This window comes from Bacillus sp. NMCC4 (genome assembly GCF_002998555.1).
GTDB lineage: Bacteria > Bacillota > Bacilli > Bacillales > Bacillaceae > Bacillus.
Genome location: NZ_PVRA01000003.1, coordinates 34363 through 56290, shown reverse-complemented (window position 1 = coordinate 56290; position 21928 = coordinate 34363). Strand labels below are relative to the sequence as shown.

Annotated in this window: 25 protein-coding genes and 1 tRNA gene; 5 read left to right on the top strand and 21 right to left on the bottom strand. The window is 40.9% G+C overall.

Annotated features, from left to right (window positions below; translation table 11 throughout):
- Positions 1-55 precede the first annotated feature (55 nt).
- Positions 56-928, bottom strand: coding sequence for an STAS domain-containing protein (locus C6Y02_RS07530; protein WP_106030997.1), 873 nt, complete (start codon positions 926-928; stop codon positions 56-58).
- 98 nt (positions 929-1026) lie between these two features.
- Here C6Y02_RS07530 and C6Y02_RS07525 point away from each other — a divergent pair.
- Positions 1027-1097: transfer RNA gene (locus C6Y02_RS07525), tRNA-Gln, on the top strand.
- A gap of 54 nt (positions 1098-1151) precedes the next feature.
- On the opposite strand, the gene C6Y02_RS07520 is transcribed toward C6Y02_RS07525, so the two are convergent.
- Positions 1152-1532 carry a Spx/MgsR family RNA polymerase-binding regulatory protein gene (locus C6Y02_RS07520; RefSeq protein WP_007501232.1) on the bottom strand — a complete coding sequence of 127 codons (381 nt, stop codon included), beginning with the start codon at positions 1530-1532 and terminating at the stop codon, positions 1152-1154.
- A gap of 211 nt (positions 1533-1743) precedes the next feature.
- Between C6Y02_RS07520 and C6Y02_RS07515 the strand changes: the two genes are divergently transcribed.
- Positions 1744-1986: a DUF2626 domain-containing protein gene (locus C6Y02_RS07515; RefSeq protein WP_003217440.1), complete on the top strand. Its 243-nt coding sequence runs from the start codon at positions 1744-1746 to the stop codon at positions 1984-1986.
- Positions 1987-2034: 48 nt separating this feature from the next.
- Here C6Y02_RS07515 and C6Y02_RS07510 read toward each other — a convergent pair whose 3' ends face one another.
- Positions 2035-2673, bottom strand: coding sequence for an MBL fold metallo-hydrolase (locus tag C6Y02_RS07510; protein ID WP_106030996.1), 639 nt, complete (start codon positions 2671-2673; stop codon positions 2035-2037).
- Positions 2674-2830: 157 nt separating this feature from the next.
- Between C6Y02_RS07510 and C6Y02_RS07500 the strand changes: the two genes are divergently transcribed.
- Complete coding sequence (locus C6Y02_RS07500) at positions 2831-3004, top strand: DUF2759 domain-containing protein (protein ID WP_003217333.1); 174 nt, start codon at positions 2831-2833, stop codon at positions 3002-3004.
- A gap of 24 nt (positions 3005-3028) precedes the next feature.
- Here the strand turns inward: C6Y02_RS07500 and C6Y02_RS07495 are convergent, their stop codons facing one another.
- The 11 genes from C6Y02_RS07495 to rpmG all read right to left on the bottom strand — a co-directional run bounded on the left by C6Y02_RS07495 (position 3029) and on the right by rpmG (position 12349).
- Positions 3029-3343: an MTH1187 family thiamine-binding protein gene (locus tag C6Y02_RS07495; protein WP_034662003.1), complete on the bottom strand. Its 315-nt coding sequence runs from the start codon at positions 3341-3343 to the stop codon at positions 3029-3031.
- A 77-nt stretch (positions 3344-3420) separates the two neighbouring features.
- Positions 3421-4674: an MFS transporter gene (locus C6Y02_RS07490; RefSeq protein WP_106030995.1), complete on the bottom strand. Its 1254-nt coding sequence runs from the start codon at positions 4672-4674 to the stop codon at positions 3421-3423.
- A 155-nt stretch (positions 4675-4829) separates the two neighbouring features.
- Positions 4830-5954: a M14 family metallopeptidase gene (locus C6Y02_RS07485; protein ID WP_106030994.1), complete on the bottom strand. Its 1125-nt coding sequence runs from the start codon at positions 5952-5954 to the stop codon at positions 4830-4832.
- An 86-nt stretch (positions 5955-6040) separates the two neighbouring features.
- Positions 6041-7960: an LTA synthase family protein gene (locus tag C6Y02_RS07480; RefSeq protein ID WP_106030993.1), complete on the bottom strand. Its 1920-nt coding sequence runs from the start codon at positions 7958-7960 to the stop codon at positions 6041-6043.
- A 214-nt stretch (positions 7961-8174) separates the two neighbouring features.
- Positions 8175-9128: an ROK family glucokinase gene (locus tag C6Y02_RS07475; RefSeq protein WP_106030992.1), complete on the bottom strand. Its 954-nt coding sequence runs from the start codon at positions 9126-9128 to the stop codon at positions 8175-8177.
- Positions 9129-9141: 13 nt separating this feature from the next.
- Positions 9142-9345 (bottom strand): YqgQ family protein, encoded by a 204-nt coding sequence (locus tag C6Y02_RS07470; RefSeq protein WP_008342322.1) that lies wholly within the window; start codon positions 9343-9345, stop codon positions 9142-9144.
- Positions 9346-9415: 70 nt separating this feature from the next.
- On the bottom strand, positions 9416-10954 hold the full coding sequence (locus C6Y02_RS07465) for a rhomboid family protein (protein WP_106030991.1): 1539 nt from the start codon (positions 10952-10954) through the stop codon (positions 9416-9418).
- A gap of 86 nt (positions 10955-11040) precedes the next feature.
- The gene (locus tag C6Y02_RS19310) at positions 11041-11214 is read right to left on the bottom strand and encodes a hypothetical protein (RefSeq protein WP_017367602.1); all 174 of its coding nucleotides are present in this window, start codon (positions 11212-11214) and stop codon (positions 11041-11043) included.
- 100 nt (positions 11215-11314) lie between these two features.
- The gene (locus C6Y02_RS19605; RefSeq protein ID WP_258182066.1) at positions 11315-11449 is read right to left on the bottom strand and encodes a hypothetical protein; all 135 of its coding nucleotides are present in this window, start codon (positions 11447-11449) and stop codon (positions 11315-11317) included.
- Between the two features lie 141 nt (positions 11450-11590).
- Entirely contained in the window at positions 11591-12151 is a 561-nt protein-coding gene (locus tag C6Y02_RS07460; RefSeq protein WP_106030990.1) for a 5-formyltetrahydrofolate cyclo-ligase, read from the bottom strand.
- 48 nt (positions 12152-12199) lie between these two features.
- On the bottom strand, positions 12200-12349 hold the full coding sequence (gene rpmG / locus C6Y02_RS07455; protein ID WP_008360061.1) for a 50S ribosomal protein L33: 150 nt from the start codon (positions 12347-12349) through the stop codon (positions 12200-12202).
- Positions 12350-12768: 419 nt separating this feature from the next.
- Between rpmG and C6Y02_RS07445 the strand changes: the two genes are divergently transcribed.
- A complete protein-coding gene (locus tag C6Y02_RS07445) occupies positions 12769-13116 on the top strand; it encodes a hypothetical protein (RefSeq protein ID WP_003217285.1) in 348 nt (115 codons plus the stop codon).
- Positions 13113-13604 (top strand): endolytic transglycosylase MltG, encoded by a 492-nt coding sequence (locus tag C6Y02_RS07440; RefSeq protein ID WP_034661306.1) that lies wholly within the window; start codon positions 13113-13115, stop codon positions 13602-13604. The genes C6Y02_RS07445 and C6Y02_RS07440 overlap by 4 nt, the downstream gene beginning before the upstream one ends.
- A 43-nt stretch (positions 13605-13647) precedes the next feature.
- On the opposite strand, the gene pstB (C6Y02_RS07435) is transcribed toward C6Y02_RS07440, so the two are convergent.
- From pstB (C6Y02_RS07435) to C6Y02_RS07405, 7 genes are all read right to left on the bottom strand, one after another.
- Positions 13648-14430, bottom strand: coding sequence for a phosphate ABC transporter ATP-binding protein PstB (gene pstB, locus C6Y02_RS07435; RefSeq protein ID WP_066030657.1), 783 nt, complete (start codon positions 14428-14430; stop codon positions 13648-13650).
- Between the two features lie 14 nt (positions 14431-14444).
- A complete protein-coding gene (gene pstB, locus C6Y02_RS07430) occupies positions 14445-15257 on the bottom strand; it encodes a phosphate ABC transporter ATP-binding protein PstB (protein WP_034661308.1) in 813 nt (270 codons plus the stop codon).
- 23 nt (positions 15258-15280) lie between these two features.
- A complete protein-coding gene (pstA, locus tag C6Y02_RS07425) occupies positions 15281-16165 on the bottom strand; it encodes a phosphate ABC transporter permease PstA (RefSeq protein WP_003217489.1) in 885 nt (294 codons plus the stop codon).
- The gene (pstC, locus tag C6Y02_RS07420) at positions 16165-17091 is read right to left on the bottom strand and encodes a phosphate ABC transporter permease subunit PstC (protein ID WP_060596681.1); all 927 of its coding nucleotides are present in this window, start codon (positions 17089-17091) and stop codon (positions 16165-16167) included. Before pstC ends, pstA begins: the two co-directional genes overlap by 1 nt.
- Before the next feature lie 79 nt (positions 17092-17170).
- On the bottom strand, positions 17171-18088 hold the full coding sequence (locus tag C6Y02_RS07415; RefSeq protein ID WP_034661310.1) for a phosphate ABC transporter substrate-binding protein: 918 nt from the start codon (positions 18086-18088) through the stop codon (positions 17171-17173).
- Positions 18089-18302: 214 nt separating this feature from the next.
- The gene (locus C6Y02_RS07410) at positions 18303-20438 is read right to left on the bottom strand and encodes a peptidoglycan D,D-transpeptidase FtsI family protein (protein ID WP_060596704.1); all 2136 of its coding nucleotides are present in this window, start codon (positions 20436-20438) and stop codon (positions 18303-18305) included.
- A gap of 122 nt (positions 20439-20560) precedes the next feature.
- Positions 20561-21847, bottom strand: coding sequence for an MFS transporter (locus C6Y02_RS07405; protein WP_060596680.1), 1287 nt, complete (start codon positions 21845-21847; stop codon positions 20561-20563).
- Positions 21848-21928: the final 81 nt, after the last annotated feature.

Below are 21928 nucleotides of genomic sequence, written 5' to 3'. Positions count from 1 at the left end.
TTTTTAAAAAAGAGCATATAAAAAAACCTGACTTTTACAAGTGCAGGTTTTTTGGTCATGTGGCTTCTTGCGGCTGTTCTTCAAAAATACGAAATCCTCTTTTTTCTAAAGCTTTTGCAAGGCTGTGTTCAGTATTTACTTTTGAGAAATCAATGCCCAATTTCACGACGGTTTGAGCAATTTCTGGGCGGATGCCTGAAATAATCGTCTCGATTCCTAGAAGCTTCGCACTATCCACCACTTTAAAGAGCTGATAAGCAACCATCGTATCAACGACCGGTACGCCTGATATATCAATAAACAAATGCGTTAGACGCAGTCTAGAAGCCTGTTCTAGTACGGATTCTAGAATAATTTTGGCCCGGTACGTATCAATCTCTCCGATGAGCGGCAAAATCCCAATTTCCTTTGAAACTGGAATAACAGGAGCACTCAGTTCCTGAATCATCTCTCTTTGTGCATTTAGCTGACTCAGTGTCACACGGTCGTATTCTTCTGATAAACGCTCGATCATATTATCAAACGTGGAATGAAAATGCTGATTCCACCCGCACACATCTTGGAGCGTCACTTCAAGCTCGGTTTCTAGTATGAATTTCTCGATTCTCGAACAGAAAATCTGACGGAATATCTTAAATTGTCCAATGATTTCATATAAAGGCACCTCGTGAACGGCTCGATCACGTGCAATATCAACAGACCATTTTTTTAAATGATTTTCTACTTTGTCTGACAGCGTCACAAGCGTTGCTGCAATGGTTTGAATAAACGCTGTGTTCTGTTCCTTCAGCTTCATTTCCGTTTCCTCTAAAGCATGTTTGGAATATAATGAGCCTTCTTCTGTTCTTGTTTTCAGCCATTCTTCGGTCATGACAGGGGCTTCTTTTAGGATAAATTCATATAATTGCTTAGATTTTTCATTTTTCATTTACTTCTTCCGCTCCTTTTTCACTTAAAACTAGTGACATACAACTTTTATGTATAAATGACCGCAGATGGTGAACAATATCATTACACGTTTGATATTGGGCTATAGCCAAGTGGTAAGGCAATGGACTTTGACTCCGTGATCGTTGGTTCGAACCCAGCTAGCCCAGTTCAGCACAAAAACGAAGACGGCTGAAGAATGTTTCAGCTGATCTTCGTTTTTATTAGGAAACTGATTGATGAATCGCTTTCTTTTTTGATATTTTCATGAGTTCTCCGGGATTATAGCCTACTACTAATTTATTTCCATCAATGATAATTGGCCTCCGGAGCAGTTTTGGTTTTTCAATGAGAAGCTGAAGAACCTCGTTTACTTTTAAATCATTAATATTTAAATTTAAGCTTTTAAAAGCCTGGCTTCGTGTGGCTAAAATTTCATCCATTCCTTCTGTTGTTAAGGAAAGAATCTTTTTTAATTCATCTAGGGTTGGCGTTTCTCTGAAAAGGTGACGCTCTTTAAAATCAATTTGATTCGCCTTTAGCCAATGTTTTGTTTTGCGGCAAGACGTGCAGCTCGGGTATGAATAAAAAGTAATGTCACTCATTAGTCTTCCTCCTTAGGTCGTTAACCTTTTCTCTTATGGAGTAAGTACCCTCATGTATTTCGGCATAAACACGTTTTGATCACTTTTTCAAAAAAATTTTTCTGTTTGTAAAATAAATGTTCACACGTTGTCAAAAATGTAAATGTTTACATAACAAGTGGTGATCAGCTATAATATGAATCAAAGGGGTTTTTTAAGGGGAGGGAAAGAAATGAATCGCATGTTCCGCGTGCTTGGCTTTTGGACGGGTATTTTTGCTGTCATGTTCTATTTAGGGCATATGAAAGATGCATCGCTGCTGTTCTTCGGTCAAACCGTTCTTTTTGTATTTTTATCCTACTTGAATTTATCCGAAAGAATGTATATTTACATTTTCGGAGCGTACTTGACGATTTTCTTTGCCGGATTTACATATTATTCGATCTTCATCATGGTTCCCGGTACCGGACATTAATTGAAAAAAGCGTCTCTTTAAAAAGAGATGCTTTTTTCATACCTGTGTTTAAAGAGAAAAACCATTGATAAACGGATTGTGCTCCTGCTCTGTGAGTACAGTGGTTTCACCGCCATGTCCACTTAAAACAAGAGTTGATTCTGGTAATGACAACAATTTGTTATGAATCGATTGAAGCAGCACTTCTTGACTGCCCCCTACTAAATCTGTTCTCCCGATGCCACCTTCGAATAACGTGTCACCAGAAATCACAAATCCTTCTTCCGCCGAATAGTAAGACACACTGCCTGGTGAATGCCCAGGTGTATGGAACATCTCTAATGTAAACGATCCAATTTGAAGAGTTCCTTCTGACGTAATTAATTTTTCTGCTTCTTTGACCGTAATTCCATTCCCAATCAATCGAGCTGAACCGTTTAATTCAGCGTTCGTCAGCCATTCCTTTTCATTCTCGTGTACATAGAGTGGCACTCCCCACTCTGCACGCACCTCATCTGCCGCACCGATATGATCAAAATGAGCATGTGTCAGTAAGACAGCAAGCGGTGTGAGCTGTTTTTCTTTTATATAGGAAATCAGCTTTTGTGCTTCACCGCCTGGATCAAAGATTAAGCATTCTCCGTGCTCATTTTTCCAAATATACGCATTCGCTTGTACATAGCCTAGTGGCATTCTTCTCCAATTCATTTTCATCACCTACTTTATTCATTCTTTTTTATTATGAAGGCTACACAATAAAAATTCAAACAATCGTCAACTGGAATCTACTCGACAAGCTTTATGAAAACGGTTAAAATGAAAAGAAAGGAAATCAAGGGGATTGATGACAAAGGGGGACTTTCACATGATGCTCGTCATTATTTTTGGTCTAGTCACGATATTAGCTGCACTCGGGATCTATCGCTCACTTAAAAAAGTGAACGTACTTGCCATCGCTTTTGCTGGCGCGACATTTTTGGTTTTTGGATGGTTTACTGTCATGACCATCATCTATAGCGGTTATCCAACCGCACATTAAAAGCCTGCAAATAGCAGGCTTTTTTTATTGATTCAAGTGCTTATTCACGCTTTCTATTTTACTTGTAAGCGTTGTGGTTTGATCCCGCCTGTCATCAATGCGGATATTGGTGGCTACGCGGTGCAATCCCTTTTCAAAAGGTGCTTCATGAATGCGCTGAATGACTTCAAATAAAACAGATAATTCACCTTCAATTAACGTATTCATTGGTGTTAATTGATAATTAATTTTCCCTTCTTTTTGAAAGCCTTCTAAAATTCTTTGTACATCTGCTACATAAGCACTGACACTTGGTGTTTCAGTACCTATTGGAATGATGGTCACATCTGCTATGGCCATGTTTCTTGCCCCTTTCCATTGAATCCTCATGTTTTCTCGTCCTCATTGTAACCTATTCACAATCAACCATGCCATGCTCACGTTGCATTTAAAGAAGGTTTGTCTCGTTCTATCGTCAAATCCGCCCTCTCTACCTTCCCAATCTTTGTGAATAGAAGCAGGCATATCCCTGACACAGCTTCAATGATGCCGCCAGCCGCAATGACATACCCAGACCCAAATAGTGTCGCCATATAGCCGCCAATGAGAGCGCCTAACGGAATCATGAAGAAGGAGATCATGTTGATAATCGCATACACTTGCGGCTGATCCTCTGCTTTTACTGACAATTGAATCATTGTATGTTCAGGCACGTTGACTGCACTAATGGCAGCCCCTAAAGCAAAGGCTGATATAAACACAAGTGGTAAAAATGCGTTCATGCCTGTGATGAAGAACGAGATTCCATCAACGATCCCGGCACCTATAAACAGCAGCCCATACCGGTTCACTTTTACCTTTGTCAAAACAAATCCCATCAAGAAGGCACCTAGTGCCGTTGTGACTTTAATAAATGAATAGATAACTGGTCCACTATTTAAATCCTCTGTTAAATAAATAACAGACAATGCTTCCCATGGTGCTGCAGCGAAGTTTGAACAGACACAAAAAATCGCCAATGGAAACAAAATATGATGACTTTTAACAAGTGAAAATCCCCGAATTAATCTTTTGCCGTATGATAACCCTTTTTTGGCTTTATCGATGATGACTTCTGTTTCATATGTAATGATTAATACCAATAAAGCGGACAAGAGATAAAGAGGAATGATCACAAGCATTGTATATCCTACCCCTACAAATGCAATCATGACACCACAAATCGTTACCGTCACAAGCCTGACCACATGACTTGCTGATTGGATGGTTGCATTCGCTTTTTGTATGAGGTCCTCATGGACAAGTTTTGGAATAATTGATACGGACGCCGGTTCGTAGGAGCCACCAGTCGCCGAATGAAGCAGCATACAGCCAATCACAAGTGCTAATGGCGTGAAATCATAAAAGTAACTGACCACGATCACAAGGATTATCGCTCCTCTTGTTAAATCAGCAAAACACATCCAAAATTTCAATTGATGCGGCTTCATCATTGGGGTAATCAGCGGCCCAACAATGGCTTGCGGAACAAAGCTGACCGCAATAAAAAAAGCTGTTCCAATTGCCCCTTTCCCGCCTAGTACTAAAAGCCACAAGATGGTGTTGAAAGATAAACTATCCGCTGTTATTTTGCACATTTTAGAAATAAATAAGTAAGTGAAATTCCTTTTCCACAGGCTTTGAGCACTCAATGTTCGACATCTCCCTAAAACATATCCTTTTTTTTACATCCGTACTTTTCACAATAGCTCACAAGGCGGCCTCCGTCAATTGCTCTAACATTATTTTTATTGACAATAAGAAATTGATTCACGTTCAAATGTAAAAAGCACCTGACAGGTGCTTTTTAACACTTACATGCTTCCCATAACAGCCGCTTTGTTTTCTCATAGATGGAATCAAATTGATTCATGGAAAGAGGATTTTTCCCTAATCCAAGCTCGACTGTATAGCCCTCATTGTGAAATTGATAAATAAACCAATCGCGATAGCCTGCATAGCTGTCAAGATATTGAACCGGTTTATAGCCGCTTACTTGCTCGAATCGTTTGACCGTTTCTTTTGAGATGGCAGGTTCGTGGCCAAGAAAGCCCCAGTATATCTCTTCTCCTTGTGTATGGAGAGCGATCAGCCGGTCAAAGCGTTTTCGTAACGCTAGATTTGCCATCGCTTTCGCTTCTGGTTCTGTTAACGGCTCGCGCCCTGGAAAATCCCGATAGGCCGGTGCCTTAGGCTGATGACGATAGTATTCGATCTCCCAATAAGCAGGAAATTGATTGTTCAAATCCACACCTCGTATATTTGCTTTCCACTCCTGATAATCAGCATATCCACCATGTAGCGATGTGAATTCTTCACTGCTGAGACCTAGTGACTCAGGTCCATTCCGAACGAGGTCTACGCCATCTGGATTCACCATTGGCACGATGGAGAGAGCTGTGGTTCGCAGAATATGAACGGCTTCATGATGTCTTGCTTGCACAGGATCAGATACAGCCAAACACAGCGATTTCAGCCATTTTATTAAAACAGACGTCGTGATCCATTCATTTGCATGAAAAGAGGCATTCAAATGAATAGAATGTAAATGCTGAACAGGCTCTGTTCGGATTTCATAAATTGGTGTATCAAGCACTGAATGACCTATTATGCTGATTTGAAGAAAAGGAAATGCGGCTTTCAAGCGGCTCAGCTCTTCTTCTAATTGAGCACTATCATATTCAAAGGTTCCATTGATCCAATCATCGGATTGCTGCAGCCTGTAAGGCGCAATAAATTTCTGCAGCTCACCTATGGAAGAAAATGAATGGATGCCTTCCGGAAGTCTATATCCCGGTAAAAGAAGGTGATCAGTGCTTGTTTGATTGGATAAATGAAAAGCCGCATTCCCTATCCCTAACTGTTTTGCCACATTATCCTTTCCCGCTTCATCCAGCTGCCATTCAATTTTCCCAAACGACGTTGTCTTCATTTACATCCCTCCTCTCATACTATATGAGCCGGCAGACAAAAAAAGAAAACCTCTGCATCTAAAAATAGCAGAGGTTTTCTCATATGTTAGGACGCCTTTTTCAGCTTCGTTTCATCTTCTTTTTTGGATGGAGAATGGTCCGGGCTGTTCCGGTCATAAAATCTAAGGAGATCACCGTAGATGATTTGATCAGAGAATTGGAGCTCTTGCTTTGCCTTCTCTTCATAAGACTGACAAACGGTCTCATCATCTCTTGGCTCACCCATTTCTTTATTGTAGCAAACTCCATCTGTGAAAACACTGTCCTTCGTAATAAAGCTGCCATCACGAAGCACGGTAAAGTCATTCTTATCTTTTGATAAAAGATCATGACCAAATTGAATCTGTTTACTTGTATCAATTCCTAAAAGATTGAGTATAGTTGGACGGATATCGACTTGACCGCCTACCGTATCAATTTCTTTTGGATGTTGATCTGTGATCCCTGGAATGTGTACAACAAACGGGACTTTTTGAAGCTGCACTTCTTCAAATGGCGTAATCTCTTTATTTAAAAATTGTCCCATTGCTTCGTTATGGTTTTCTGAAATTCCATAGTGATCCCCATATAAAACAAAGATGGAATTTTCGTACAAACCTGTTTCCTTCATCTTTTCAAAGAAAATCTTCAGCGCCTCATCTTGATAACGCACTGTAGGAAAGAACTTGTTTAACGTTTTGCTCTTAGAATCATATTCATCAATGAGCTTATCTTCTTCATCTAGATCAAATGGAAAGTGATTCGTTAATGTAATCAATCTCGTATAGAAAGGCTGCGGGATCGATTTCATCAATTCCGCTGACTGTTCAAAGAACGGACCATCTTTCAAGCCCCAGCCAACTGAGTTCTCTTCATTCACATCAAATGATTTAATATCAAAAAACTTATCGTAGCCAAAGCTACCGTAGATCAGGTCACGATTCCAGAAACTTTTGTTATTCGCATGAATAACAGAAGAGTGATACCCCTCATCCTTTAACAACTCAGGTGTGGCTGTATACTCATTGCTTGGGTTTGTGAAGAACACAGCCCCTCTTCCAAGTGGATAGAGAGAGTTATCAACAATAAACTCTGAGTCCGATGTTTTCCCTTGACCTGTTTGATGATAGAAATTAGTAAAGTTGTAGCTTTTCTTGATTAGTTTGTTTAAAAATGGGGTAATTTCTTTCCCATTTAATTTTTCATTGACCACAAAGCTCTGAGTAGACTCTAGGGAGACAAGAATGACATTTCGCCCTTTCGCTTGACCAAACGTTTTTTCATTACGGTCGGTTTGATTTGCGCTTACATAGTTTTCAATTTCCGTTAAGCTATTGCTGTCGGCAAGGGCTCGTTGAGCAGACTGCTTCGATTGCAACACTCCATCATAAATATGGAAATTATATAAGCTAATATTTTTCACCAGCATCTCACGGTCAAATGAGCGAGTGAGCAGTTCTGGTCTTTCTGTTTCAGCCAAACCAAGGTTAAAGAAGAAAGTGGCTGCCACAAATAAATAATAAGCTGCTCGTTCTTTTCGTGAAATGGTGACATCCGTTCTAAAGGAAGGCTGCTTTTTATAGAGCCACATTAAAATCATAATATCAACGAACATCAGAAAATCGACTGGTTCAATTAAAGAGGTAATACTTGACCCGAGGTCACCCATATTGTTTGTTTGAAATAGGACGGGGATGGTTAGAAAGTCACTATAGAATCGATAAAACACAATGTTAGCTAACAAAATGAATGTCAGGATAAAACTCATCACGATGATATATCGATTGCGATTTTTTTCTTTCATAAATAAACCGATACCGAAGATAAACAAGAGAAAGCTAAGTGGATTAATAAACAGGATAAACTCCTGCATGAAATTTTCTATTTTAATATTAAAGCTAGATTTATAGATAACATAGGTTTTGACCCACATTAACAATGTCGCAATCAGTAAAAATGAAATCGCCTTTAATCTTTTCTTTCGCATTGTAACCTCCTTATGCTCTAAGCATGCACTCAAGTTAGGGAATACCCTAATTATTGGTGCTTCTTCAAAAATAACTAAACTATATCTTATCCTGTATGTGCTGGAAAATCAATGTCTTTTTCCTCATGACAAACTTATGAATATGCTAAACATTTCATTTCATGCCCATCTATCGCTTTTTTTAATAAAAATGACATCATGATGACTTTTTTGTTTAAGACAGCCATTTGTTTTTTGCCATCCATGCACCACCGATGACTCCTGCATCGTTTCCGAGTGAAGCAATCACGACTTCGACATCATCAGCGCAAGGCGGAAATGCGTGATGTTTAACAACGCGCTCTACTTTACTGCGAAGAAGCTCCCCTGCTTTTGAAACACCGCCGCCAATGACGATTTTTGTTGGGTTTAACGCACTGGCAAGATTCGCTAAGACTAGTCCAAGATGAGTCGTCACTTCTTCTACGACACGTATGGCAAGATCATCTCCACTTTCAGCGGCCCTAAACACATCCTTTGCAGACAGCGAAGTGAGCGTGCCAAGTGAAGATGTATGCTGCTCCGTTTCTAATTTATCCTTTGCAAGCCGAACGATGCCAGTCGCAGAAGCAATGGTTTCAATACAGCCTGTTCTTCCGCAGTTACACGGTGCTCCTTGGAATGGAACGGCACAAATATGGCCAATTTCTCCGCCAGCCCCAGTCTCACCTTGAACAACTTCACCATTTACAATAATACCGCCGCCAACACCCGTGCCAAGTGTGACCATCAGGATATTTTTTGCGCCATCTCCTGCCCCCTTCCACATTTCACCGAGTGCAGCAATATTCGCATCATTTTCTATGACAGATGGAAGTCCTGTCTCTGCCTCCAGGTGATCTTTGAGTGGATAGTTTGTCCAGCCGAGATTCGTTGTTTTATAGACAATCCCAGATACTTTATCTACAGGCCCAGGTGCACCCATTCCAATCCCAATAAGCGCTGATTTTGGCATACTGATTTCGACCAGTTTGTGGTCAATTGATTTGGCAATATCGACTGTGATCGTCTGCCCTGATTTATCCGTAGGAATCTCCCACTTATGCTGAATTTCACCATATAGATTAATGAACGCAAGCTTAATTGTCGTACCGCCAAGATCAACTCCTACAAACCAATCCCCTATCATATGCCCTCCACCTTCACATTGTTTTTCGATTTAATTTGGCTAGTTCCATTTGAAGAATAGTCATTGCGTTTGACCATTCGGTCCGGTCAATAATGCCCGATGTATACATTTCCTTCAGTTCATCTGCCATAAATTCTAATTCCACTTCACGATCTCCGAAATACACATAATTTCCAAATCTCATGAGCAGCTGCTGTACATCATATAACGTTTTCATTATTTCCACCATTTCTTCTCATCAACAGATAGGATAAGCGTATTCATAAATGCGCTTTCAGTCAAGTCATTCAATGTGTTTGCGTGCTTTCAATATATTGTTTCAGTTTTAAAAATTGATCATTTTTTGGATCTTGGTCTAACCCTTTCTCGATTAGATCCTCCGCTTTCGCTGTCTCTCCTTTTTCTACGTACAACAACGATAAATGATACAGTTTATTTGGATCATCAGGATCTTTTTTAAGCGACTTTTGTAAAAATTCAATCGCTTTGTCAAGGTGGCCGAGCTGCGCTTCAGATAGTGCATATATATGGAGAGCATCAGCTGATGCATCCTTTTGGTGTACATGTTCCTCTAACCGTTTACTTGCTTCGTTATAGTTCTTCTCATCAAATAGACTTGCCGCCTCACTTACTGCCGCCGCTTCCTTTTGATCGTCTGAATGAAACCCTGTATACAGTCCAAAACTGCCAATCAACAGCAAAACAACACTAGCAACAAACATTTTGACAGGCTGCACCTGTTTAGGGAGCCGGACAGCTAAAGCGGCTAAAAAACCGCCAACCAGACCGCCAAGGTGCCCTGCGTTATCAATACCTGATACGGTGAAGCCTATCCCTAAATTGATTAGGATGATCACAATAATATTTGTCCCCATCGTTCGAAAGAATAGCTTGCGGTTAGAAATTGCTAAATATAATAGCGCACCTAAGCAGCCAAAGATCGCACCTGATGCACCGGCTGCGATGGCCGTATTAAAGACAAAGCTCGCAATGGAGCCAAAAATGCCGGAAATGAAATAGATGAGCAAAAATCTCCCTGAGCCATAAATTCTCTCAACAGCCGCTCCGACAGACCAAAGAGCAAATGTATTAAAGAGTAAGTGCGTCAAGCCAATGTGCAAAAACATTGGTGTAATGAGGCGCCACCATTCTCCATCTAAGATCAGCCCATTATTTTTAGCACCAAACGCTGTTAAAGTCGCGGTATTGGTACTTCCGCCAGATAGTTCAAGCAAAAGAAACATCACCACTTGAACAGCGATGAGCAAGTAGGTGAAAATCGGTCTGCCATTTTGAAAAACGGCCCGTTCTCGTTCACGCTGCTTTTCCTGATCATTAAATGCTTGAAGTACATTCATTTTAAGCTGCATGACATCCTCAGCTGTGTCTCTCTTCGCCTCTTCTACATCCAATGTTACCGAGGTGTTCAGCCATTTTTGCAGCTCGTTTACATCGTGCTGAAGAGTGTCTGCGTTCAGTAATACAGGTGTAACCGTCACCTTTTGTTTTTTCTGCGGCTGACCGTTTAAGTCTTCCCAATCATCTACAGGATCGTCAGCTGTAAATTGGAGCTGCAAGAGATGAAGAGACCGTTTACGCATCGCCTCTCTCAGCTGATTCACCCGATACGTCTGCTCTTCGATATCTCGAACAATCTCCTGTCTAAAATTCACATCTTTTCTATATAGACGGATGAGATCATACCCTGAGTTTCTTGGTGCTTCAAAAAATATTTCATCTTCTGGATACGGACTTTGAATCATCTCGTACCCTTTTTGCCTTAATTCATCAACAACTCGCCAAAATAGACTATCTATGACATTCATTCATTCGCGCTCCATTTTTTACATTATTATAACAAGAATCGTTCTTATCCGCATTTCTGAACAAAAAAATCCCGGCTTCTGCGGGATTAGAATGCTTGGCGAATAAATTTCGTCCGAAAATATGGGATTTTCATCAGCCACTTAATAAAAAAGTGACGCACTTGATTTTGACCTAAGATCAAATTCATCAGCCGATAACGATTTTGCACGAGAACGAATGCAAACAATGTGAACACAATGCTCCAAATCATTTTATTCATCATATTCCCTCCTATGTTCGTATCGTGGCTTAAATAGGATTTGTTTATGCATGAACGATCATTTTTATCGCTTACAATGGTTCTTTTCATTAGCCGGCTTTCACAATCTAATCCCTTGTTCTTTTGATTGAATATAATAGACCTCTTCACACTCTGATTGATCATAAGAAACGTCATTATTCACTTCCTCCCACATATTACGGAAGTATCTTTTCTTTCCACGAAATTTTTTCAAAACGGACCTCCTAGCAAAATGCCATTACATGCTGGTTTTTAATCAATGTGAAATCATATTGCGTTTCACCCTACCGTACCTGCAACTCTGATGAAACGATCTCAACACAAAAAGCCCGTTCTTTGGACAATCAGCGGACTTTTACTTTTGATATAACGTACCTTTTTCACTGACAATCATAGACACCGGTATGTCGTGTGCTTCAGCCGGCACATGCTCGATTTGCTGTAACGACAGACAAAGGGCAATGGTTACGCCGTGGTAGTCAGCTAAGTAGCGGTCATAATAGCCGCCCCCAAATCCAATCCGGTAGCCTTTTTGATCGAAGCATACCCCAGGCACAATGATTAAATCAATGGTTTCTTTATGTACAGCTGTTGATACTTGAGGGTCTGGTTCCAATAGCCCAAAGTAGCTGGATGTCATCTTTGTTTGCGGTGTATATTCATAAAACATCATCTCTTTTGTTTTCGGAAAACAGGTAGGGATACATACTGTTTTTCCTTCTTCCCACGCTTTTTCAATCAGAGGCATTGTCGGTATCTCTTTTCCTCTAGACATCGTCAAAGCGATCGTTTTCGCCTGTTTCCATGCTGGCAGCTGCAATAAGTACTCATGAAGTAAAGCCGTGCTGCGCTCAAACTCTTCAGCGCTTATCTGATCCAGCTTGGCTAATGTTTGAAGGCGAAGCTCCTTTTTCATAAAGATCATCTCCCATCATAAAAAAACAGCAGGAAAATTCCCTGCTGCTTACTTTGTTTCACGATGTAAAGTTTGTTTTTTATCACGTGAGCAATACTTTTTGAATTCAACGCGATCTGGATTGTTTCGCTTATTCTTTTTAGTAATATAGTTACGCTCACCGCATTCAGTGCAAGCTAGAGTAATATTTACGCGCATATTTTTCCCTCCAAACTAAAATCAATTCACATTCAGACCTAACTATAATACCACTTCTAGCTTAGGAATGCTAGAATGTTTTTTCACCAATTTCATTTTGAGTGCATTCACTTACATATCGCATGGTTATGTCATGAAAAATCGTCTGCTCCCCTATAAAACCTTATCCTTTGTCGTACTGTATACATGAGACCCCTCTTCTCCCCGCCTCTTTCATTTATTTTGACAGCGAAGCAAGGTTTCATACCCGTTTTACATATAAAAAGAAAAAAGATGAAAAAAAGGTGATTTTCTTCAGCAATTCCTTTTGAAACTAGCTTTTTTATGGTATAAAAAAGAAGGGTCGAAAACTGTCTGAAACAATCTTGAAAGCCTTTTATGGCTTTCAGCATAAAAATATGAATAAAAGGTGATGAAACATGGAAATTGCAATTATCGGATTGCTTGTTGTCAGTATTGTACTGATCGCATTCTCATATTTTCAAAGAGAGCCGATTAAAGAAGTCGAGCAGGAACTTGAAACACTTCAACTATCTGCAATGCAAGAAATCTATAAACTGAAAAAGAAAATGAAAGTGCTTGAAGAAGAATTACTTGAAACAAACATCGTCGTTCGCAAGCATTCAGAAATTGATCCATCCATCGCAAGACAGATCATTTCAAAGCACCAAAATGGCATGTCTCCTGAGGCCATTGCGCGCGCTGAGCATGTATCTGTAGAAGATGTCAACATGATCATTAAAGACAACGAGAGGGTGCTTGTATGACGAAAAAAAGCATCCAAACGTTTGCAGCAGGTATGATTCTTGCAACTGGGGTTCTTGCGATTGTCTTTTTTCTCACTGGGAAAGACGAGGCAGCAGCTGATACAACAACAAAAGAAACCCTCGCACAGAAAGTAACAGACACTGACGTGAAAAACTATTTAGACTCCAAAAAAGAAGTCACTGTCAGCCGTGAAACGTACCAGCAGCTTCTTGACTATAAAGAAAAAGCGCTGAAGGCAAATGAAGACGGCGATTCTAAGAGTGATAAACAAAAGCCTAAAGGCAAATCGATCAAATTCGTGATTAAAAACGGTATGAGTACAAGTGATGTTTCAGACATGCTTGAAAAGGACGGCATCATCAACTCGTCTAAAGATTTTAATGATTACGTAATTGACGCCGGCTACCATAAAGAAATTCGTGCAGGCAAGTTCAATTTAAAAACAGGGATGACGTTCAAACAGATTGTCAAAGCCTTAACAAAATAACAACAAAAGCCCCCTGGCGGCACTGACCTCCAGGGGGCTTTTCTTATCCAAATCGACCAGATATATAATCATTCGTTCTTTGATCGTTTGGCTCAGAAAACATCACATTCGTATCATTAACCTCAACAAGCTCCCCCATTAAGAAGAATGCCGTTCGGTCTGATACCCTAGCCGCTTGCTGCATGTTATGCGTCACAATGGCAATTGTATATTTCTCTTTCAATTTCATAATCAATTCTTCAATCTTTAATGTTGAGACAGGATCAAGCGCTGATGTTGGTTCATCCATTAATAAGATGTCTGGGCTTGTGGCAATGGCTCTTGCGATACAAAGACGCTGCTGCTGACCGCCAGAAAGACCTAGAGCGGGCGCACTTAATCGATCTTTCACTTCATCCCAAAGGGCAACATCTCGAAGCGCTTTTTCAGCGATTTCTTTCAATTGCTGCTTGCTCTTTACTCCGTGAATTCTTGGTCCGTATACGACATTATCAAAGATAGACTGAGGGAATGGATTCCCTTTTTGAAACACCATCCCGACATTTTTACGCAGCTCCACTAAATCGACACGGCCTTTTAAAATGTTGTCACCGTTATACATCATATCCCCGGTGATTTTCACACCTGGCACTGTTTTGACCATAAGATTTAACGTTTTAATAAAGGTTGACTTTCCGCAGCCGGATGGGCCGATAATCGCTGTGACTTCATGCTCTCTAATCGCTAAGTCAATATGCTTCAATGCATGATGCTGTCCATACCAAAGGTTCATATCATTCACACGAAACACTTCTTTTTTTGCTGTTTCAGTTGCTACTGCATTCATCAAATCCACCCGCCTTATCCAAATCGACCATTGATATAGTCTTCTGTTTTTTGCTGCGCAGGACGTGTAAAGATACGTTCTGTGGCATCATATTCTACTAGATCTCCGTTTAAGAAAAAGGCCGTACGATCTGATACACGGAGCGCTTGCTGCATGTTGTGTGTCACAATGACGATTGAATAATCATTTTTCAATTCCCCTAATAGTTCTTCAATTTTCGCATTTGAGATGGGGTCTAGGGCAGAAGCCGGTTCATCTAATAGCAGAACACTAGGTTTCATCGCAAGTGTACGTGCAATACAAAGGCGCTGCTGCTGACCGCCTGACAATGACAAAGCAGATCTGTGCAAACGATCTTTGACCTCATCCCATAGCGCCGCCTTTGTTAAGCTTTCCTCAACCGCATCATCAAGCACAGATTTTCTTTTTTCCCCGGCATACTTTAACGCATGGGTGATGTTATTGTAGATCGATTTAGGAAATGGATTTGGCTTTTGGAAGACCATGCCGATTTCTCTTCTTAAATTCACCACATTAATGCGGTCATCCAAAATATTTAACCCTTCGTACATGATCGCCCCTTCACTTCTCGCACCTGGAATTAAGTCGTTCATGCGGTTAATGCTGCGTAAAAAGGTAGACTTACCGCAGCCAGATGGGCCGATTAATGCGGTAATCGCATTCTTCTCGATCTCGAATGAAATGTGATTGACCGCTCTTTTTTCACCATAATAAATGCTTAAATCCTGCACCTGTAAAATCTGTTCCGCTTGAAGTGGAGCCTTTTTCGCTGCAATCTCTTTTTTTTCTGCCAGCATTTGAACCATATCCCCTTCACACCTCTCTCACATTATTTTGACGTAAGCTTTTTATGAATAAATGAACCAAGCCATCTAGCTGCTAAGTTGAACAATAAGACTGAAAGCACAAGTACGGCTGATGCACCATTTGCAATGGCTTCTGCATCTGGAATGATTCCTTGTGTATTGACGTTCCATATATGAACGGCTAATGTTTCAGCCGGTCTAAAAACATTCAGCGGTGACGTATCAGAAAAAGGACTCCAGTTTGTGAAATCAAGGCGCGGTGTTGAGAGACCTGCTGTAAAAAGAAGAGCAGCCGCCTCACCAAAGACTCTTCCTGATGCTAAAATCGCACCGGTGATTATAGACGGAAGCGCACCTGGAATAAGGACCGTTTTGACTGTGTGCCACTTCGTTACACCAAGCGCAAGTGATGCTTCCTTTTGATCCTTCGGTACAGAGCGCAGCGCATCTTCTGTCACCCTGACCATCACCGGCAGGTTAAACACAGTGAGCGCAAGAGCTCCTCCAATGATCGTATAGCCCCAGCCTGTTAAATTCACAAACATGAGTAAACCAAACATCCCAATGACGATAGACGGAAGTGAAGACAGCACTTCAATACATGTACGAATAAAATCTGTGACTTTGTTTTGAGGTGCATACTCTGCCATATACACTCCGCCGCCGACGCCAAGCGGGACTGTGATCAGCATCGTAATAAACAAAATATAAAACGAGTTAAACAGCTGATCCCTGATGCCGCCGCCAGAGCCAATCGCACTTGAGCGGGTTGTCAAAAAATCGAAATTTAATTCTTTTGCACCGTTGAAAATGATATAAGAAAACAAACCAACGAGAATCGCCGTAATAATGGCAGCACATAATCCAAATATAAATGTGGCAAAACGATCGGTCATTTTGCTATTCATTAAATCTTCCTCCTAGACGACAAGTATCTGATAATGAGTATGAACATAAATGATACAACTAGAAGGACAAGTCCCATTGACCAAAGTGTATTGTTCTCAACACTTCCATACGTTGTGTGACCCATGTTTAACGTAATAATGGTTGTTAATGTACCAGCTGTATCCATAATGCTCTCTGGTAAATTACGCGTGTTTCCAATGACCATCTGTACAGCAAGGGCTTCTCCAAATGCTCTAGCCATGCCGAGCACGACCGCTGTCATTAATGTTGGCAGAGCTGCCGGGACAAGCACACGTCTAATCGTTTGCCATCTTGTTGCGCCTAGTGCATACGATCCCTCACGTAAACTTTTTGGTAGTGAAGCCATTGCATCAGTCGCAATGGATGTAACGGTTGGTAGGATCATAATAGACAGGACAATCGTTCCTGCTAGCACGCTATGTCCTGAGCCGCTTGACTTGAAATGTCCGATAAACGGCACCAATACTGTAAGACCTATGAATCCGTAAACAACGGATGGAATCCCTACAAGCAATTCAATGACTGGCTGGAGGATTTTACGTCCCCAAGCAGGTGCAATTTCTGTCATAAAGATGGCGCCTGCGATGCCTAGCGGCGCTGCAATGAGTGCCGATAGGAGCGTGACGGCGATTGATCCAAAGATAAACGGAAATGCACCGTACTGCGGGTTTTCTGCTGTTGGGTTCCAATTGATACTGGTTAAGAACTCAATTGGGCTTACACCATTTACGATGAAAGATTGTAAACCCTTAATGCCAAGGAAGATGGTAATGGCGATTGATACAGCAATCATTAAGAATGCGCAGAATCTCACCAAAATACTTCCTCTTACTTCATCCATTTGCCTATTTTTCTTCGAGCTGATCAGTCGATCGCTCGCTTCTGTATGTTCTATCTGCTTCATCTTTTTCTACACTCCTATGAATGTCATAAAAGGAAAAGTGAAAAGCTCCACTTTTCCTTCATCAGCAATTCAAGACCTCTTACTTATCTGTTTGTTTGCCTGTTGCGTCTCTTTCTACTTTCATATTAGAAACTGAGATGTAGCCTTGGTCTTTGACGATTTCTTTTTGTACTTCATCACTCATGAGGTAATCTAAGAATTGTTTTGCTAGACCATCCGGCTCACCTTTTGTATAAGAATGCTCGTAAGCCCAAATTGTATATTTACCGCTTTCTACATTGCTTTCTTCCGGTTTCACACCATCAATGCTAAGCGGTGTAATTTTGTCATCTGTTAAATAAGAGAATGCTAGGTATCCAATCGCACCTGGTGTTTCTGCAATCAGTTTTTTCACTGTGTTTGAAGAATCTTCTGTGATTCCTTCTGCAGGTGTTGCACCATCAAGTGCATACTTCACAAATGTTGCACGAGTTCCTGAAGAGTCAGGTCTGTTCACAAGAGTGATTTTTTGATCTTTCCCGCCAAGCTCTTTCCAGTTTTTGATTTTACCAGTGAAGATTTTTTTCAATTCGTCCTTTGTGATGTCTTTGACACCCACTTCAGGGTTTACAGCTGCGGCCATTCCAACAACTGCTACTTTGTGGTCTGTTAAAGCTTTTGCGTCGATTCCATCTTTCTCTTCTGCGAATACATCTGAGTTACCAATTTGTACAGATCCTTCTGACACTTGAGAAAGTCCAGTTCCTGAACCGCCGGCTTGCACTTGAATATCGGCTTTTGGATGTTTATCCATGAATTTTTCTGCTGCCGCAAGAACTAAAGGCTGCATCGCAGATGATCCTGAGATGGTAATGGAACCTGATGCCTCATCTTTGTTTGAAGCATTTCCTTTACTGTCTTTTGAATCTCCGCTTGAGCTGCTGTTTCCGCATGCTGTGACGAATGCTAACAATGCGATAGTAAGGAAAGTAAGCAGCCATAATTTGTTCTTTTTCATTTCAAGAATACCCCCTGAATAATTTGTCCTACGAGTAATACATTAAAGGTTCTTTATTAATTTCGTTTAAATGAAATGTTAAGGTTTTGTAAATGTCGAAGTTTTGTAGAATTCTTGCGATGTTTTTTATGCATTTTGTCAATTTATCTCGAAAAATTTGAAGAAAACGTAAAAAAACGCCCACAAAAAGTGAGCGTTTTTACCTAGAAAAGGTCTAGTCATTTGTTTCTGCTTCATTTTCAATTTTATTTTTGTTCTTCGCTTGTGTATCATTGCTTTCCTGTTTTGATTTCAGCTCAAAGTACTTGTCTAGTACTTGTTCACCGATATCATTTGTAATTGGATAGCGCTGATTGTAGTCTTGATACACCCACGGTACAACGACGGAAATGGCCACTTCTGGATTATCAGCAGGCGCATACGCAACAAGAGTGGTGTTATACGTCGGTGTGCCGCGTTTGCTTTTAATTGGGCCGTCATAGAATGATTGAGCGGTCCCTGTTTTGCCAGCCGGGTTGTATTTTTTGTTGCCAAAGTTCGAATAGGCTGTCCCTCGTGGGTTCTGCATAACAAGCTTGAAGCCTTGCTGAACACGCTTGATCTCATCACTCGTCATGTCTAGCTTATTCAATACGTCCGGTTTGACGGATTCTGTCACAGCACCAATGCCGCGCTGCGGATCTGGCTCTCTCACTTCTTTAACAAGCTGCGGACGTAAACGATATCCGCCATTGGCAACTGTTGAAACGTATTGCGCCATTTGCAGCGGTGTAAACGTATCATACTGTCCAATTGCATAGTCAAGCAGGAGACCAGATTGTGTAGACGTTCCCCGGTAGCCTGTCGCTTCGTTTGGCAGGTCAATCCCTGTTTTGACCCCAAGACCAAATTTACTGAAATTATAGCGGAATGTATCAAAAGCTTTCGGATCGATTGGGAGCGGCTGGTTCTTACGATACTCCCCTTTTCCAACGGCAATCGCTGTTTTAAACATATACACGTTAGATGAACGCTCGAGTGCCGTTAAATCATTAATGAGTCCCATATTTTGATAGGATTTCTTGGGCGGTGACTGCGCGATATACAGCGGTTCATCGTACTGGGTACTTCCTATGTGAAGCACGCCTGTTTTATATCCCGTCAGTACAGTTGCCCCTTTGACAGCTGAGCCCATCGCATAAGATGATGTCATCGTTCCTAATGCGTAGTCATCAAATTTGTATTTTCCGTTTTTGTTTGAAATCTGTTTCCCCGCAACTGAGAGAACCTCTCCATTTCTCGGGTCCATCATGACAACAAACGCGCGATCAAGAAGCTCTGTTCCGCCTCTTTGTTTCGCACTTCTCAAATTCTTTTCAACGATTTTTTCAACCGCTTTTTGCAGCTGAATATCAATGGTGAGCACAAGATCTTTCCCGCTCTTTCCTTCTGTTAGCACTTTAGAGCTTGTCACATTGCCCTCTTTATCAGTTGTGCTCTGTTCTTTTTCCTTTTGGCCTTGCAGGACATCTTCATATTGATATTCTAGATAGCTTTTTCCTACACGGTCATTTCGGCTGTAGCCGAGCGATAAATAATGTTCAAGAAGTGACTGCGGAAGCCCTTCATCACTTGAGGATACACTGCCGAGCATACTGCGGAGCAGTCCTTTATACGGGTAGCTGCGTGACCAGTCTGTCGTGACATCCACACCTGGCAGCTCGTCCAAATGCTCAGAGACGTAAGCAATTTCGCTTGGCTTCACATCTTCATTTTTAATGAATTGAGGCGTAAGTGCATAGCCTGCATCCATTTGTCTTTTAATCGCAAGCACTTGCAAGTCTTTTTTCGTCAGTTGATTTAATTCCTTGTCCGTGATGCGTTTTAGTTGTAGCTCATATAGTTTATCATCAGAGACCTTATCGTCACCCTTTAATTCCGATTCCTTTTGAACAAGCTTTTTCGCTTCATTCGGATGCGTTAAGATCCAGAAATCTTTTTTGTCACGATCTGTGATTTTTTTCGTACTCACATGAATCATATCCGCTAATTTTGTTGCCACTTTGAGCCGCTCTTCTTGTGAAGTTGTCGAGGTTCTCGTATATGTAATGGCATTTAGCGCTTTATTGCTGACAATCGTATTATAGTTTCGATCGTAAATTTTTCCGCGCGGAGCAGATGAGCTGACATTCACATCTTCTTGTTTTTCTGCCTGCTTTTTATAATCTTCTCCATTGACAATTTGTACAAATCCGAGTCTCACAACAACACCGGTAAAAATAATAAACGCAGCTAAAAATAGTAAATTCAGCCGGAGTGGAAGTGTTTTGCGCCCTTCCTTTGCGTCTTTTTTGTTTTTCTTGTTTCTCATCACATCACCTTTTCTATCAAGAAAGAAATGGCACCCCTTTTTGTGTATAAAAGGTGCCATCATCATTTTAGCGGTTTTTCTATTATTTATCTAGAAATTTGATGTTCCATTGGTAAGAAATTTTACCTTTCTCCCTTAATAAGGTTCGTGTGAGAAACTGGCTTTTGACCGTCAGTCTCTTTCATATCAGCTGTTTTTTCTTTTAAATGAATATCTTTTACAAAATAATAAATGAGTGTGTGTCCCGCTCCAAGCACAACAAGAGAAGCAGGAATTCCGAGCTCATCACCTAGTAAGGTGACAGACAGAAGAAACAACACAATGGAACAAATACGGCCAGCATTTAAAAACAGCTCTCTGACCACAATATATTCAATTCGGGCTTTCCTTGCATACCTTGCATGACCGATGACATCGTATGTTAAGGATACATATGGAACAAGCAGAAGCGGGTATCCTATCGCAATGGCTACCGCATACATGAGAAGTGATACATAGGACAAGTGAAAGACGATTAAGAACAAGGCGCCGTATAAAATCAGCCCGCCAAGCATAATGGCTTTCTTTCGCCACTTTTTCTTAATCAAACGTGTAGCGAAGAAATAAGCGAAAAAGGCAACACCGGAGTTCACTAAACCAAACGTCCCGAGAGCAAGCTCACTGTTTGTTGCAATAAACACAAAGACACTGATTAAGAAGACAAAGACCCCTTCACGAAGCCCTTGAAAAAAGTGAGCTGTTGTAATCTTACGCCAATTCTCGTCGGCATGGCGTTCTTTCCATATTTGCTTGATGATAAATTTCCCTTTTGACTGCCTTCTCTTGAGGAAAAAGCTCATCACAACCGCGAGGGAAAACAAAAAAAGCGATAACGTGAAAATCACCGTATAGCCTGTATCATCCGTTAATTGAGAAATGACAATCCCCGCAATGAGAGGACCGATCATGCCAGCAGTAGATGACAGCACTCCGAGAAACCCATTAAAGAAATCTCTTGTTTCAGGCTCAGTGATCTCAAAGGTAAGTACGTTAAAAGCAAGCCAGTAAAAACCATAGCCGATCCCAAGGACACTCCCTAATAAAACAAGCCGCGCGGCCGCTTGCTCTCCTGCCATTAAGACAATTAAGTAAAAAGCGGCTAAAAAGATAACGCCGAAACGAAGGACAAACGCCCGGTCTATTTTTTTAGCGAGCCGGCCTGCGAATAAAAATGTAATGGGCTGAAGCACAACAATAGCCAGATTGTAAATCGCAAGATCCGTGAATTTCCCAGACTGTTTCCATAAATACACGTTTACAAACGTATTAGAAAGCGCAATGGCAAGTGCGTATAATCCGCCAATCGTGAGGAGGAGCATTAAATCTCTTGTAACATCCATGTCCCCGAACATTTTCTTTAATCTGCTCATATATTTCATTCTCCTTTTCTACACAATAGTCTGTCTCATCAAAAGGCAGATATGTAAAAAAAGGAGGGAAAATATAAAAAG

Excerpts from the sequence above, each read along its gene's own strand:
- C6Y02_RS07530 (WP_106030997.1), bottom strand. The coding sequence starts at position 928 with ATGAAAAATGAAAAATCTAAGCAATTATATGAATTTATCCTAAAAGAA.
- C6Y02_RS07520 (WP_007501232.1), bottom strand. The coding sequence starts at position 1,532 with ATGAGTGACATTACTTTTTATTCATACCCGAGCTGCACGTCTTGCCGC.
- C6Y02_RS07515 (WP_003217440.1), top strand. The coding sequence starts at position 1,744 with ATGAATCGCATGTTCCGCGTGCTTGGCTTTTGGACGGGTATTTTTGCT.
- C6Y02_RS07510 (WP_106030996.1), bottom strand. The coding sequence starts at position 2,673 with ATGAATTGGAGAAGAATGCCACTAGGCTATGTACAAGCGAATGCGTAT.
- C6Y02_RS07500 (WP_003217333.1), top strand. The coding sequence starts at position 2,831 with ATGATGCTCGTCATTATTTTTGGTCTAGTCACGATATTAGCTGCACTC.
- C6Y02_RS07495 (WP_034662003.1), bottom strand. The coding sequence starts at position 3,343 with ATGGCCATAGCAGATGTGACCATCATTCCAATAGGTACTGAAACACCA.
- C6Y02_RS07485 (WP_106030994.1), bottom strand. The coding sequence starts at position 5,954 with ATGAAGACAACGTCGTTTGGGAAAATTGAATGGCAGCTGGATGAAGCG.
- C6Y02_RS07480 (WP_106030993.1), bottom strand. The coding sequence starts at position 7,960 with ATGCGAAAGAAAAGATTAAAGGCGATTTCATTTTTACTGATTGCGACA.
- C6Y02_RS07475 (WP_106030992.1), bottom strand. The coding sequence starts at position 9,128 with ATGATAGGGGATTGGTTTGTAGGAGTTGATCTTGGCGGTACGACAATT.
- C6Y02_RS07470 (WP_008342322.1), bottom strand. The coding sequence starts at position 9,345 with ATGAAAACGTTATATGATGTACAGCAGCTGCTCATGAGATTTGGAAAT.
- C6Y02_RS07465 (WP_106030991.1), bottom strand. The coding sequence starts at position 10,954 with ATGAATGTCATAGATAGTCTATTTTGGCGAGTTGTTGATGAATTAAGG.
- C6Y02_RS19310 (WP_017367602.1), bottom strand. The coding sequence starts at position 11,214 with ATGAATAAAATGATTTGGAGCATTGTGTTCACATTGTTTGCATTCGTT.
- C6Y02_RS07460 (WP_106030990.1), bottom strand. The coding sequence starts at position 12,151 with ATGAAAAAGGAGCTTCGCCTTCAAACATTAGCCAAGCTGGATCAGATA.
- rpmG (WP_008360061.1), bottom strand. The coding sequence starts at position 12,349 with ATGCGCGTAAATATTACTCTAGCTTGCACTGAATGCGGTGAGCGTAAC.
- C6Y02_RS07445 (WP_003217285.1), top strand. The coding sequence starts at position 12,769 with ATGGAAATTGCAATTATCGGATTGCTTGTTGTCAGTATTGTACTGATC.
- C6Y02_RS07440 (WP_034661306.1), top strand. The coding sequence starts at position 13,113 with ATGACGAAAAAAAGCATCCAAACGTTTGCAGCAGGTATGATTCTTGCA.
- pstB (WP_066030657.1), bottom strand. The coding sequence starts at position 14,430 with ATGAATGCAGTAGCAACTGAAACAGCAAAAAAAGAAGTGTTTCGTGTG.
- pstB (WP_034661308.1), bottom strand. The coding sequence starts at position 15,257 with ATGGTTCAAATGCTGGCAGAAAAAAAAGAGATTGCAGCGAAAAAGGCT.
- pstA (WP_003217489.1), bottom strand. The coding sequence starts at position 16,165 with ATGAATAGCAAAATGACCGATCGTTTTGCCACATTTATATTTGGATTA.
- pstC (WP_060596681.1), bottom strand. The coding sequence starts at position 17,091 with ATGAAGCAGATAGAACATACAGAAGCGAGCGATCGACTGATCAGCTCG.
- C6Y02_RS07415 (WP_034661310.1), bottom strand. The coding sequence starts at position 18,088 with ATGAAAAAGAACAAATTATGGCTGCTTACTTTCCTTACTATCGCATTG.
- C6Y02_RS07410 (WP_060596704.1), bottom strand. The coding sequence starts at position 20,438 with ATGAGAAACAAGAAAAACAAAAAAGACGCAAAGGAAGGGCGCAAAACA.
- C6Y02_RS07405 (WP_060596680.1), bottom strand. The coding sequence starts at position 21,847 with ATGAGCAGATTAAAGAAAATGTTCGGGGACATGGATGTTACAAGAGAT.